General features: G+C 44.6%; 6 protein-coding genes. 4 read left to right on the plus strand and 2 right to left on the minus strand.

Annotation, left to right across the window (positions count from 1 at the left end):
• The first annotated feature begins 59 nt into the window (after nucleotides 1-59).
• The gene (locus OSC7112_RS09745; protein ID WP_015175742.1) at nucleotides 60-1,268 is read left to right on the plus strand and encodes a lipid-A-disaccharide synthase-related protein; all 1,209 of its coding nucleotides are present in this window, start codon (nucleotides 60-62) and stop codon (nucleotides 1,266-1,268) included.
• Between the two features lie 273 nt (nucleotides 1,269-1,541).
• Here the strand turns inward: OSC7112_RS09745 and OSC7112_RS09750 are convergent, their stop codons facing one another.
• Nucleotides 1,542-2,243, minus strand: a complete 702-nt coding sequence (locus tag OSC7112_RS09750) for a polysaccharide deacetylase family protein (RefSeq protein WP_015175743.1) — start codon at nucleotides 2,241-2,243, stop codon at nucleotides 1,542-1,544.
• A 361-nt stretch (nucleotides 2,244-2,604) separates the two neighbouring features.
• Between OSC7112_RS09750 and OSC7112_RS09755 the strand changes: the two genes are divergently transcribed.
• Nucleotides 2,605-9,120 (plus strand): AAA family ATPase, encoded by a 6,516-nt coding sequence (locus tag OSC7112_RS09755; RefSeq protein ID WP_015175744.1) that lies wholly within the window; start codon nucleotides 2,605-2,607, stop codon nucleotides 9,118-9,120.
• A 352-nt stretch (nucleotides 9,121-9,472) separates the two neighbouring features.
• On the opposite strand, the gene OSC7112_RS09760 is transcribed toward OSC7112_RS09755, so the two are convergent.
• Nucleotides 9,473-10,669: a response regulator gene (locus tag OSC7112_RS09760; RefSeq protein ID WP_015175745.1), complete on the minus strand. Its 1,197-nt coding sequence runs from the start codon at nucleotides 10,667-10,669 to the stop codon at nucleotides 9,473-9,475.
• An 826-nt stretch (nucleotides 10,670-11,495) separates the two neighbouring features.
• Between OSC7112_RS09760 and OSC7112_RS09765 the strand changes: the two genes are divergently transcribed.
• Together OSC7112_RS09765 and OSC7112_RS09770 are read left to right on the plus strand one after the other, a co-directional pair.
• A complete protein-coding gene (locus OSC7112_RS09765) occupies nucleotides 11,496-12,395 on the plus strand; it encodes an RNA polymerase sigma factor (protein WP_015175746.1) in 900 nt (299 codons plus the stop codon).
• Nucleotides 12,335-14,080 (plus strand): tetratricopeptide repeat protein, encoded by a 1,746-nt coding sequence (locus OSC7112_RS09770; protein ID WP_083888141.1) that lies wholly within the window; start codon nucleotides 12,335-12,337, stop codon nucleotides 14,078-14,080. Before OSC7112_RS09765 ends, OSC7112_RS09770 begins: the two co-directional genes overlap by 61 nt.
• Nucleotides 14,081-14,363 lie beyond the last annotated feature (283 nt).

Raw genomic sequence — 14,363 nt, forward strand, 5'->3', positions numbered from 1 at the left:
CTATCGCACGGCTGTCTTTAAAAAAAGCTCGGCACTGATTCTGATTGTATTCTGATTGTATGAAATCGAAGGGGATACTTTTCCTCAGCAACGGCCACGGGGAAGATGCGATTAACTGTCAAATTCTCAAAGCTTTGAGAGCATCTGGCGCAAATGTTGATGTTTCGGCGATGCCGGTTGTCGGTGACGGGGCTGCTTACAGCCGATCGGCCGTGCCAATTATTGGGCCCACCAGTCAAATGCCGTCTGGGGGAGTTTTTTACATGAATCCCCTGTTTTTCCTCAAAGATATTGGGGCAGGGCTAATTGCTTTGACTTGGCAGCAATTGCAGGCTGTTTGGAGGCATTCGCGCCACTGCAATTTGGTGGTGGCAACTGGGGATATTGTCGCGGCTGCGATCGCCCGTGCCAGCAACCGCCCCTATATAATTTTTTTGTCGGCCCATTCTAGTTATTACGAAGGGCGAGTCAATTTGGGTTTAATCTTGTGGCACTTGCTTTGCTCAGATAAATGTCTGGCGGTTTTTACTAGAGATGCTTTGACTGCTGCTGACTTAAACCGACAGGGTTTAAATAAAGCTCAGTTTGTCGGCAATCCTGTCATGGACAACCTCAATTCTACGGGCAAAGATTTGCAGTTAATACCCGGAGTTCGGACGATCGCCCTTCTGCCCGGTTCTCGCCTCCGGGAAGCCACCGACAACCTCGTTTTGCTCCTGGAACTGGTTAAAGAAATTGCTAGTAACTCTACTGTACCGGTGCAGTTTCGGGCAGCTTTAGTTCCGGCTTTAATGCCTCAATTAGATGATATTGCAGCGCGATCCGGATGGCAACACCGATCGGGCAAGTTAATTTTTCCCGCAATCAAACGGTCTTTTTGTGAAGAAAAATTAGTCGAAGTGATGTGCTGGGCCGATGCTTTTGCCGATATTTTACAGCAATCGAGTTTAGTCATTGGGATGACTGGAACTGCTGTCGAACAAGCGGTGGGATTGGGAAAACCTGTAATTGCAGTACCGGGAAACGGCCCTGCCTTTACCTATCGGTTTGCGGAGGCTCAAAATCGGCTTTTAGGTGCTTCGGTGCAGGTTATTGGCACACAACCGGCGAATTCTCATATTATCAAGGAAGCTGCTGTGGCAGTCGATCGCACTTTGCAAGATGATAAATACTTAGCCAGTTGCATTCAAAATGGTTTAGAGAGAATGGGGCGATCGGGCGGCAGCATAAAAATTGCTAATTACGCGGCAAACTATCTTGGTTATTGATTGTGCTAGGGTGCGTCAGGTTTGAAATTTTCAAGCGCCACGAAAAGTCTAATACTGACGCACCTTTATTTCCTGGTGCGTCAGTATGAGATTGTTGATTAGTCGCGAAAATAATTGTGGCTGATTCGAGCAAATTATTGTGGGGTGTCCCGCCCGCCCGTCAGTATGAGATTGTTGATTAGTCGCGAAAATAATTGTGGCTGATTCGAGCAAATTATTGTGGGGTGTCCCGCCCGCCCAAAAATACAACGCAAGATGCGTAGCACCCGACTGCTATTTCAACAACTCAGAAACAGTTTTAAACTCGTAACCTTTCGACTGCAAAGCCTTGACAATCATCTCAGTTGCTGCTACGGTTTTCGAGCGATCGCCCCCACCGTCGTGCATCACCACAATCGAACCAGATCGCACATTTTCAATCACCCGATTTGCGATATCTTCTACCGTGTGTGTTTTTTCATAATCTTGAGAATCCACATCCCACATAATCAGTTTTTTGTGCATTTGGGACACCAAATAAGACAAAACTACAAATCGCCGACCCCAAGGCGGCCGAAAACTGATACTATCTTGTTTAACGCCCAACTCTTGCAAAAGTTTGTCCGTTTTTTCAATCTCAGACAGCAAAACTTCCCGGGGTTTAAACATCATATCTTTGTGAGAGTAGGAATGGTTTGCCAACTCATCTCCCCTCGCGACAATCATTTTCACGATTTCTGGATGTTTCTCAATATTGCGGCCGATTTCAAAAAAAGTTGCTTTAACTTGATAGCGGTCTAAGATATCTAAAAGCTGATTTGTATATGGAGGATACGGGCCGTCATCGTAGGTGAGGGCAACAACTTTCGCTTCGGTATCAGCGCGGTTGAAACCAAAAAAATTGTGAAATTTAGTAACTTTAATCAGCAGCGATGCTGCAAAAAATAATGCTATTGTGACAAGCAGAAACTTTTGTAATTTTTTACCGATTCGCATAGCTGCACGCACTCGATCTAAAATGAAAGTGAATCGTTCGGGACTTACGTACAAAATCAAAGAAACCGGGTTTTTTGCCGTTGATGCGGACTTTAATGCGTCTTCTCAGAAAAAAAACGGTTTCTGACCACCCGTGCGTAAGTCCTATTGATGTCAGATTATAGCACGATCGGGGGCAGATTAGTCTTGACATCCTCCTGAATAAAAATGTTATACTCGCACGCAGTCAAGGTTATCTACTCATAATTCGACCTTTGGGACTTTCGACAAAAAAAGCTGTAATTCACAAGTACGAAAGCTAACTATAAATAAAATTAATAGAACAATACTCAAGTTTTTTTTAGCAAGAGTAATTCCCAACATGATTTCACTGCCAGATATTACAATAGTCAACCAAATCTACGAAAGTGCGAATTCCCTCGTATACCGAGGCATCCTCAAATCAAATCAGCAACCTTTGATTTTGAAACTCCTCAAAGAGGATTACCCCACACCAGCAGAACTCTACCGCTATCAGCAGGAATACGAAATCACTCGCCGTCTCAACCTAGAGGAAACGATTAAAGCCTACGAACTGCGAAAATACGAGAACACACAAGTCATGTTGCTGGAGGATTTTGGAGGAGAGTCCTTAAAAATCCTGCTGGATGGCCGTCCCTTGGCTTTACCAGACTTTCTCCACCTAGCCATTCAAATCACCGATGCGTTAGGCAAAGTTCATCAAAAAAATATCATTCACAAAGATATCAATCCATCTAATATTGTCTTTAATTCTCAAACCGGACAATTAAAAATTATTGACTTTGGCTTATCTACCACCCTATCCCAAGAGAATCCCAGCCTCAAAAGTCCTAATCTTCTAGAAGGGACATTGGCTTATATATCTCCAGAACAAACAGCCAGGATGAATCGCTCACTAGACTACCGCACCGACTTTTATTCTCTGGGCGTTACTTTCTATGAACTGCTAACCAACCAGTTGCCTTTTGAATCCGTTGATGCACTGGAGTTAGTCCATTGCCATATTGCCAAACAACCCACTCCACCTCATGAAATTAATCCAGAAATTCCCTTGAATCTCTCAGAAATTGTCATGAAATTAATGGCAAAAACGGCGGAAGATAGATATCAGAGTGCTTGGGGAATCAAGGCAGATTTAAAAACTTGTCTTACTCAATTTAGAAATGGTAAATTTCAAGCTTTTTCCTTGGGCTACCAAGATATTTATCCTCAATTGCAACTCCCTCAAAAACTGTACGGGAGAGAATCACAAATTGAGTCCTTATTGAGTGCATTTGATCGTGTAGCGTCGGGACAAGAGAAACAAGTAGGGGCTGGTTTAGCAAATAACCTGAGTAGCCCAAGGACAACTAAGTCACAAAATGTCTGCGTACAAGGACAAACTGAACTCATGCTAATTTCTGGATACTCTGGTATTGGAAAATCAGCTTTAGTTCAGGAATTGTATAAAATCATAACTCAAAAAAGCGGCTACTTTATAGCAGGTAAATTTGACCAGTTGCAACGAGATATTCCCTATCAAGCTTTAGTCGCTGCCTTCCAAGAATTGGTGCGTCAATTGCTGACCGAAACTCAACCCCAATTACAACAGTGGCAAGAGAAGATTCGACGCGCATTAGGAAGCAACGGACAAATTATTATTGATGTCATTCCCGAAGTTGAACTGATTATTGGCAAACAGACTCCAGTCCCAGAATTACCTGCAACAGAAGCAAGAAATCGGTTTAATTTAGCTTTTCAAAACTTTATTCAGGTCTTTTGCCAAAAAGAACATCCCCTCGTCCTATTTCTAGACGACCTTCAGTGGACAGACAGCGCTACGCTGCAATTTATCCAGTTGATAATGACCGATTTCACGACTCAATATCTGTTTGTAATCGGAGCTTATCGAGATAACGAAGTCAGTGAAATTCATCCTAGTATACTGACTTTAACTGAGATGAAAAAGCAGGGAGTAGTAATTAATCATCTCTCCCTTTCACCCTTAAATTTAAACCAGGTTAATGAATTCATTGCGGATGCGCTGAAAACAGAGTGCGTTCCTACACAAAGATTAGCCGAGTTGGTTTGGCAAAAAACTCAAGGAAATCCCTTTTTTATTAAAGAGTTTCTCAAGTCACTTTATACAGAACACTTGCTGAATTTTGATTTGAATGCTGGGGCTTGGCATTGGGATTTAGAGCAAATTATAAGTAGGAATATTACTGATAACGTTGTTGAGTTGATGGCAGATCAAATTCAAACCTTATCAGAATCAGCACAAAAAGTTTTACGATTAGCCGCTTGCATTGGCAACCAATTTGATTTACCAACCCTTTCAATAATTAATGAAAATTCTCAAAAACAAACTGCTGATGAATTATGGAATGCTATTCAAGCAGGATTGATATTACCCGTTGGGGATGATTACAAATTCCTGAAAACAAACCGAGAAGCGAATGACTTAAAAATTACTTATAAATTTGCTCACGATCGCATCCAGCAAGCCGCCTATTCCCTAATTCCCCCAGACGACAAGCAAGCGGTTCACTGGAAAGTCGGGCAACTGTTGTTACAAAATACACCGCAACAGATCCTCCAACAAAAGATTTTTGATATTGTCAATCAGCTCAACTTCAGTATTGAAGCAATTGACGTTCAGTTAGAAAAAGATAAACTTGCTCAATTAAATCTCATTGCTGGCAAAAAAGCGAAGGCATCAGCAGCTTGGAAACCGGCATGGAATTACTTAAGCATTGGTATAAATTGCCTGAGTGCAGATAGTTGGCTTCGTCAGTATGACCTAAGTCTAGCACTGTATGTGGAAACAGTAGAAGCTGCTATCTTGAGTGGTCATGTTGAGGAAATGGAAAAACTGGCTAACCTTGTGCTTCAACAAGCTACTTCGTTGTTGGATCAAGTGAAAGTCTATGAAGTCAAGATTCAAGCCTATACGGCACAAAACAAACCGTTAGAAGCGATAGATACGGCACTTTCAGTATTAAAGCTGTTGGGAATTCGTTTTCCAAAAAAGCCAACCAAATTAAATATTTTACTTGAACTGATGAAGACAAAGTTAAGTTTAGTAGGGAAGCGAGTTGAGGACTTAATCGACCTACCCGTGATGACCAATCCTGATAAACTGGCAGCCATGCGTATCCTATCAAGTGTAGTTTCTGCTGCCCATTTTGCTTCACCTGAATTGCTACCGCTAATGGCGTTTAAACAGGTCAATTTATCAATCAAATACGGGAATACTTCTGTGTCTTCTTGTGCCTATGCTACTTACGGACTAATTCTGTCTGGGGAAACCGTAGGAGACATTGAGACTGGTTATCAATTTGGGAAACTTGCTATCTTGCTACTCGATAAGTTTAATACTAAAGAACTCACAGCCAGAACCATATTTATTTTTAATTACTTTGTCAAACATTGGAAAGAGCATCTTAGGGAAACTTTAAACCCTTTGCAGAATGCTTACTCGATCGCCCTAGAGACTGGAGATTTAGAATATGCAGCTTATTCAGTTTGTGTATACTGCTATCATTCCTATGTATTGGGGAAGGAATTGGCAAAAGTAGAGGCAGAGATGGCAATGTACAGTAATACCCTCAGCCAACTGAAGCAAGAAACATCATATTACTATAACCAACTCAATCGACAGGTTTTATTGAACTTGATGGGACAGGCTGAAGATAAATGCCTTTTAATCGGTGAAAACTATGACGAAACAAAAATGTTACCCCTGCATCGAGAGGCGAACGCTCAAAATCTTTGTCGCTCGGTCTATTTTTACAAGCTATTTCTCTGCTATCTTTTTCAAGACTATCAGCAAGCTATAGAAAATGCGAAATCAGCCGAAAAATATAGCGATAGCGCTGTAGGTACTATTCCTCTCTACCATTTCTACAATTCTTTAGTTTATCTGGCTATCTATTCTGACGCACCCAAATCCGAGCAAAAACTCATCCTCCAGAAGGTGAAAGCCAATCAGAAAAAAATCAAGAAATGGGCGGAGTTTGCTCCGATGACTCACCTCCATAAATTCTATCTAGTGGAGGCAGAGCGATATCGAGTTTTGGGTGAAAATGCTAGGGCGATCGACTGCTACGATCGCGCCATTGCTTTAGCCAACGAAAATGACTACATCAACGAAGAGGCTTTGGCTAATGAACTGGCGGCCAAATTCTACATCGCTTGGGGAAAAGAGCAAGTTGCCCAAGCCTATATGACAAATGCTTACTACTGTTATTTACGTTGGGGTGCAACAGCTAAAATGACAGATTTGAAACGACAGTATCCACAACTTTTAAAGCGTTTTACGACAGCCAATACGTCCATAGATTCGCGCAACAGCCTGTCTAAGACCTCTGGCAGCACTTCAGGTGAAAGCCTTGATTTGGCAGCATTGATGAAAGCATCTCAGGCGATCGCCAGTGAAATTGAGCTGGATAAACTCCTCACGACTTTGATGAAAATCCTGCTGGAAAGCTGCGGGGCGCAAATTGGCTATCTAATTTTAGAGTCTCAAGGACAACTGCGAGTAGAAGCGTCAGGTGAGGCTAACTCAAGTCAGGTGATGGTGTTGCAATCGACTCCAATAGAAACCTGTCTGCCTTTGTCGATTATTAACTATGTTGAAAGGACTCAGGAAGGATTGATTGAAAGCGATGTTGCCCGTGAAGGCAGATTTACCCAAGATGCTTATATCAAAACACAGCAGCCAAAGTCGATTCTTTGCGCTCCTCTGCTGAATCAAGGGCAATTAATTGGCATTGTTTACTTGGAAAATAATTTAGCAGATGGCGTCTTTACACCCGATCGCCTGGAAGTGATTCAATTGCTTTCAAGTCAAGCGGCGATCGCCCTTACCAACGCCAGACTCTACACCCAAGTACAATCGACGCAAAATCGCCTGAATAAATTCCTCAATGCTATTCCCGTGGGCATCTCCGTTCACGACGCCAAAGGACAAATCATCTACACCAATCAAGTTGCACAGCAGTTACTGAATATTCAAGATTTACCCAAAGTCGAAACCGAGAAATTATCACAAACCTATGGCGTTTATCGCGCAGGCACTGGGGAGATGTATCCAGTCGAACAGCTACCCCTAGTGCGATCGCTTGGCGGTGAAAAAGCTCAGGCAGATGACTTGGAACTATATCAAAACGAGCGGATTGTTTCTGTAGAATCAACCAGTACGCCAATATTCGATGACACGGGTAATGTAGAATATGCGATCGCAGCTTTTCAAGATATTAGCGATCGCAAACAGGCCGAAAAAACGCTGATCGAAAATGTCCGCTTAGAACAAGAAATTAGCCATCGCAAAAAAACAGAAGCAGAACTCGAACAAGCAAAAGACGCTGCTGAAGCTGCCAACAAAGCTAAAAGCACTTTCCTTGCCAACATGAGCCACGAATTGCGAACTCCCCTCAACGCCATTCTCGGCTTTTCCCAACTCATGAATCAGGATACAAATCTGTTAAACGAACAAAAAGAAAACCTCAACATTATTCATCGCAGTGGAGATCATTTGTTAACCCTGATTAATCAAGTGCTTGACCTTTCCAAAGTCGAAGCCGGACGCATGACGCTATCAGAAACTAACTTCGAGCTTCATCACTTCCTAGGCGAGATCGAGGATATGTTTGCATTAAAAGCCAAATCTCAAGGCTTACAATTACGATTTGAATGTGCTGTCGATGTTCCCCAATATATCCGCGCTGATGAAGTTAAGTTGAGACAATTGCTGATTAACTTAATCGGCAATGCCATTAAATTCACCCCTTCCGGGAGCGTGTCTTTAGTAGTAAAAAAATCACAGAAAAATGCCCAAAGTCAAGCTGAAATAGAAATAACAAATAACCCACAATCAACAACCATTACCTTTGAAGTCAAAGATACCGGAGTTGGCATGAAACCAGACGAACTGGAGAAACTATTTCAACCTTTCGTGCAAACGGCATCAGGTCAAAAAGTGCAGCAAGGAACCGGATTAGGACTGACGATTAGCCGTCAATTTGTCCGCTTGATGGGAGGTGAAATCACCGTTATCAGCGGCGGCAAAGCTTTCACCCCTGGAATGCCTCTGCGGGAATTATCTGATGATACAACAGCTCAACCGACATCTGGCACAACATTTCAATTTGACATTTCTGTGGGCCTCGCCGATCGCGCAATTGAAAAGCAACCCTACAATCGTCGCGTCGTTGCTTTAGCCCCCAACCAACCCCTATATCGCATCCTAGTAGTGGACGATAAAGATGACAATCGGCAATTGTTAGTTAAACTCCTCAAACCTCTTGGTTTTGAAGTGCAAGAAGCGAGTAACGGTATTGAAGCGCTTGAAATTTGGGATTCCTACTCACCGCATCTCATCTGGATGGATATGCGAATGCCCGTTATAGATGGTTATGAAGCCACGAAACGCATTAAAACCACTATCAAAGGTCAAGCTACTGCTGTTATTGCTTTGACAGCTAGCGTGTGGGAAGAAGAAAAGGCAGTTATTTTATCGGCTGGTTGTGATGATTTTGTGCGAAAACCGTTCCACAAAGAAGTCATCTTTGACATCATGGCTAAACATTTGGGAGTACGTTATATTTATGAGGAACAACAGCTACCGTCTCCCCCTTCTAATGTGACTGGAGAACCGTTAAATTTCAGTTATTTATTAACAGCAATGTCAAAAGAATGGATAGTAAAATTGCATGAAGCAGCTCTTGAAGCGGATTCCGAATTAGTGTCTCAACTCATTGAGGAAATTCCTGAATTCCAGGCTATAGAACTTCAGACTCTCAGGGGTTGGGTGAATAATTTTCAGTTTGAGAAGATTCTCGATTTAACTGAACCATTGGTTGGTGAATATTGATACAGCAGATTGCAGGTTTATGAAGTACACCTGGGAGCGCTCCCCGTAGGGAAACGGCCCAGGGCATTGGTGACAACTTAAGCTGTCAGTCCGCCAAGCCCGCTAGTAGGCCCGCCAGTCCGCCAGGGAATGAATTCCCTGTCTAATAGCTAAAGTCCTCTGAAGAGGACTAATGAGTTTAAAATTTTTCTTCTCAGTCCTCTTAAGAGGACTTTCACTTTGAGGCAGGGAATTCATTCCCTGCCGGACTATTGGTTGTACGTTAAGTTGACACGAACGGGCATAGTGCCGTGTCCCTACAGCACTTCATAAACCCGGTTTCTCGGGTCAGATTGCGTAAGCCCCGTTTATCCTATTTGATGCTAACACGCGGTTGATTCAGTTCCCTCATTGACTTTAATGCCGACTGTTTTAAGTCTGTAAGGTCGCGGATGGTAATTGAGCAACCGTCTCCCAATTTAACAGCAGTGAAATAATAGCATTTAGCCAGGTAATCACTTTCTAGATGAACCTCTCCTTCCAGCGATTCTCCAGTCTCAACAACTTCTACTAATAAATCAAACAATCCTGGACTCAATTGATTGAGCAGTTTTCTCAGCAGGGGTTCGCCCGCGAGTTCTGTTCGTTTTTTCCCTAAGAGTCTGGCAAAGACAGGGTTAACTACCAAGCAGCGAAAATCTTCAATTTCTCCAGCAATATCTCCCCTCACCGCCTCCACCGCACCTATTCCATCCAGAGATGAGTTTAGCAAATTTGCCAGCATGGCGCGAGATTGGTAGGCAATTTCTGCGGTTTGCTGGTGCCGCGAGATTGCTTCTTTAAGCTGGCGTTTTTGGTGCTGCATAGTTACCTGAGTTTCGAGGCGCACTAGCACTTCTTCCGGCTCAAAAGGTTTAGAAATGTAGTCAACTCCCCCTACCTTAAAAGCTTTAACTTTATCAAAAACTTCGTTCAACGCACTGAGGAAAATAATGGGAATGTCTGATGTTTCTTCGTCGGCTTTCAGGGTTGAGCAGACTTGATAGCCGTCCATGTCTGGCATTTTAATATCCAGCAAGAGAACATCGGGGGGATGATTGCGAACTGTCCTCAAGGCCATCGCACCATTGGTGACGCAGCGAACTGTATACCCCTCCTTAGTGAGAATTTCGGTTAGAAAACGCAGATTTTCTGGGAGGTCATCAACAATTAAAATGTTGCCTTTGCAAGTTTCTAATTGTTGTAGGTCACTTTCTCCTAGCTTAGCGTTCGCGAACCGACGATCGCCTTTTGCATTGGCGATCGCAGTTTTGGTGCTTTGCTTCTCTAGCAGAGAGCGAAAGTTATTCTTAGTAACTTTTTTCCCCATTACCTCTGAAAGGCGCTGCCACAGGATGGCTGCTAAATCTTTGATATGTCCTATGCTCAGGTACAAGCTGTCAGCAATGACACTATAAGTTGCGTTTTCCCAAGCAGCTTTTAAGATTTCTTTTTCAAGCAAACTTAACGTTTTACTGGTCTGGGACTCTAAGGCTGATTCGATAAATTCTAGGGCTTGTTCAAAAGTCATATACAAATCAATCTCATCGGGTAAGGTTTTTCAGTTTTGCACCCTAGCTTTGAGTTATACAATGTACTAAGTCGGTGGAGAAATTCCTAATAGCTATTATGACAGACTTATTGACTATTACGCTCCGGGGCGATCGCCCCCGATCGTGATTTCACCTTGTCGAAACCCGAAAAAGGGGATCGCGGTCGCCTAATTCTTTGTGAGGGCGATCGGCTTAAACCCTTGTCAGCACAAGGCTTTTAAGTTGCTTGTCACCCGTCAGGGCATATGCTCTGTGTCAAGCCTTGTCTTTATCCACAAGACAAGGCTTAATTATTTTTTTTGTATAATAAACTACGCCGATTAGCGCCGACTATCGCTTAAATTTACGTATTATTACTGATGTCTTTTAGCGCGTGATCTTGTATTCCTCACTCAAAAATATGCCAATTAGGCAAAGATCCGACTTTTCCGACTTTACGATCCGACTTTTCCGACTTGTTTTATGCCGGCATACTAAACATACTATTGAATAGCATCTACCAAAAGACATAGAACAGTACCAGTCATGCTGTCGATCAGCTCTATCTAAAGATAGATAGTACAACCAGGGCGTCCGACTTTTCCGACTTTACGAGCCGACTTTTCCGACTGACAGGGGCGGGGGAGGGGAGCCAGGATACAGACATGGAAAGGATGCAGCCTCAAAAAAAGAGCAACTGAATCCAATATTTATCCGCATAAATACTCAGATCGCGCTGAGCTAGATGTTTGCGGGATTGGGGTGCAACGAAAAAAGGAACAGAGGAATGTTCCTGCACATTTATCTTTCACCACTTTTAAAATCATGTCAAATTCTCAATCTGTTATTGCAACAGACATTCGGTATTGTCCAGAAGATATAGAGAAAGCATTTTGGCAGCTATGGCAGCAGAATCGAGATTATCTTTACCGTTGCTGTCTCAGGTGGATGGGAGGGAATGCTACTGATGCTGAAGAGGTGCTCAGTCGCGCCATGCTCAAAGCTTGGAATAAATTACCAGACTATGCCGAAAAAATCTCCAACCTCCGAGCTTGGCTCACCCGCTTAACCCATAATCTATGTATAGATATACAGCGAGAACGTCGCCGGAAAGCAATGCAGATGGAGGATATTGAAGAAGTAGCTGCTAGAGAAAGCTCAGCAGTTATTTCTTGTTTGAACTCTCCTGAAGAAGCACTTCTACATCATGAGTTGGGACAGTACATTCGCCGCGCTATTGATACTCTTCCTTCTCGATTACGCAATCCGTTTATCCTGCGTTACTGCCACCAGATTGCCTATCAAGATATTGCCCAACAACTTGCTCTCTCGCTCAATAACGTTTACAAGCGCATCCAACAGGCACGAGAAATTCTGCAAAAGCGTTTGAGCAAGTATTTGTCAGGGTTGGATGATGCTTTGTTAGATTCCTCCGAGTCGTCTAAAAAGGGGGACGTTCCCTTGAGTAGCGATGATTTTGCTGTAGGGGTAGTGCCCGAGTGCCTACCGCGTCAAGATTGTGAGGCGATCGCGGTAGGGCCGATCGCGGGTGGGCCGATCGCGGGGGAATTGCCCCGACAATTCGATGAAACGATCGCATCCGACTCGATCGCCCCCATCCCTCAAAACAGTAGCGAGACAATAAATTATCAGGTAACAGCAATATGTCTAGAAACACTACACTCCGGGTGGTATCCCTCACTCAGTCCTCTGGGGTGGAGTTGAATGCTTACCTAGTTCTCGACGAAAAGCCAGCCCGAATTGACCAGAAGCTGAAAACATTAAGTGAGTACGTGCAGCAGTATCCTTCTGGATGGAAGAAACGGTTGGAATTGGCGAATCTGCTGTATGCAATGGGTCATATCGAGCAGGCGGTTGAGGAATATCGCCAAGTGATCGATCGGCAGCAACCACCATCGATCGGCGTGCGGTTGCAGTTGGGGAAACTCTTGCAGCTTATGGGACGAGAGGTTGAGGCAATAGCGGTTTATGAAAGTGCCTCGGCCCATGCACGCAATGAGGCGACTCGACAGCATATCAGCGGATCGATCGCACTCTGTAGAAATGACACTCAGGCAGCGATACTCGCTTTTGAGTCGGCGGCTTCCCTAGAACCAAATAATGCGGCTCACTGGCTGGCGTTGGGGCAGGTGCAAAGGGGGAGAGGGGATGCGGTTGCAGCTTTGCGATCGTTCGATCGGGTTTTGTCACTCAACCCGGATGATGTTGTAGCGCTGATTGACAGCTACGACGCGAGTCAGGCGGTGGGGAATGTGCGCCAAGCGCAGCGGCGGTTGAGCAAAGTGCTAGAGGTGGCTCCGGGTGATTTCCGATCGCTCAAACGACTGGCGGATACTCGTTGCCGGATGAGATTGGTATCGGGTGAGGAGGGCAAACAGACTAAACAGATAATTAGTTCTGTGCTGCAACTGGCTCCTGATGCGGCGGATGCCCGCGAGTTGCTGGCATATTATCACCTATTCCGGGGGGAGTCGGCTAACGGGGTTGGGGTGTTGGAACGGTTTACTGAGGAACACCCGAATCATCCTAGGGGTTGGTATTCCTACGGGCGGTGCTTGTTCCACACGGGGGAATATCAGAAAGCGGCTGAGGCGATGCTGAAAGCTTATCGTCTGTATCCGCAGGATTGTGAAATTTATCGGGCGTTGTGCGAGATTTTACCTGCTGCGGATATGACTTCTTCCCCAGCTTCTCTAGATCCCCCCCAGCCCCCCTTAACAAGGGGGGAGCTAGAGCAGGTAAAGCCTTCTCACTGCACGGGGGAAACTCCTCTGGAAGTCCCCCTTGTTAAGGGGGATTTAGGGGGATCTAACCGTGAAGTCACCCTTGCATCAATAGTAGAAGAGATGCTCGATCGTTTTCCCGATCGCTGGAGTGTTTGGACGACGGCGGGGCGGGTGTTGGTGGAAAGTTTTCAGGAAATTGAGCGGGGGTGTGATGTCTCTGTGCGGGGGACGCAACTTGAACCGCAGTTACCGGATGCTTGGCTTGGTCACGGGCGGGTGTTGGCGCTGGCGGGGAAACACCGGGAAGCGGTGGAGGCTTTGGCGCAAGGATGGCAGTTGTTACCGGAAGAGCGGGGTTATCTGCAATCAGTGTCTGCTGCGGTGTGGCTGGGGGAGAGTTATGGAGTGTTGGGGGATGAGGTGGCGAGTCGGAAATGGTTGGAAAAGGCTTGTCAGTTCCGGGAATTGATGGAGTTTGACCCGGCGATGGCTGGTTACTGGCAAGGAAGAGCGTTGTTGGGGTTGGGGGATGTGACGGAGGCAGTGGAGGCTTATCGAAGTGCGCTGAGTCGGCGGTTGCTATACCCTTTTCGCGGTGAGGTTGAGGAGGCTGTGAAACGGCTGAAAGGTAAGAGGCGAAAGGGCGATCGGGCTAAAGCGTAGAGCCTTGACTTCTTCGGGAAGTCGGGGATCTGAACCTCTCAGAGTGCATTGAGTTAGGAAAAAACAGCCTCTAACTCGAAAAATTCAGAAATTGACCTCTGGATTCGTCTTATAGGTGTAGAGACAGATACTAAAAGGAGGATAATTAAGATGCGTAGATTTTACTAGGAGAATGAAAAATTCTAGCAATAAATCACATTTTTAATATCGTAAAATGTGAGTGAAAATCGATGTAGGGTAGGCACTGCCGTCAGCGCCTACCCTACATCTTTTGTTGCTGACC

The organism is Oscillatoria nigro-viridis PCC 7112, assembly GCF_000317475.1.
Classification (GTDB): Bacteria; Cyanobacteriota; Cyanobacteriia; order Cyanobacteriales; family Microcoleaceae; genus Microcoleus; species Microcoleus nigroviridis.

Coding starts and splice junctions, on each gene's coding strand:
- OSC7112_RS09755 (WP_015175744.1), top strand. CDS start 2,605: ATGATTTCACTGCCAGATATTACAATAGTCAACCAAATCTACGAAAGT.
- OSC7112_RS09760 (WP_015175745.1), bottom strand. CDS start 10,669: ATGACTTTTGAACAAGCCCTAGAATTTATCGAATCAGCCTTAGAGTCC.
- OSC7112_RS09750 (WP_015175743.1), bottom strand. CDS start 2,243: ATGCGAATCGGTAAAAAATTACAAAAGTTTCTGCTTGTCACAATAGCA.
- OSC7112_RS09770 (WP_083888141.1), top strand. CDS start 12,335: ATGTCTAGAAACACTACACTCCGGGTGGTATCCCTCACTCAGTCCTCT.
- OSC7112_RS09765 (WP_015175746.1), top strand. CDS start 11,496: ATGTCAAATTCTCAATCTGTTATTGCAACAGACATTCGGTATTGTCCA.
- OSC7112_RS09745 (WP_015175742.1), top strand. CDS start 60: ATGAAATCGAAGGGGATACTTTTCCTCAGCAACGGCCACGGGGAAGAT.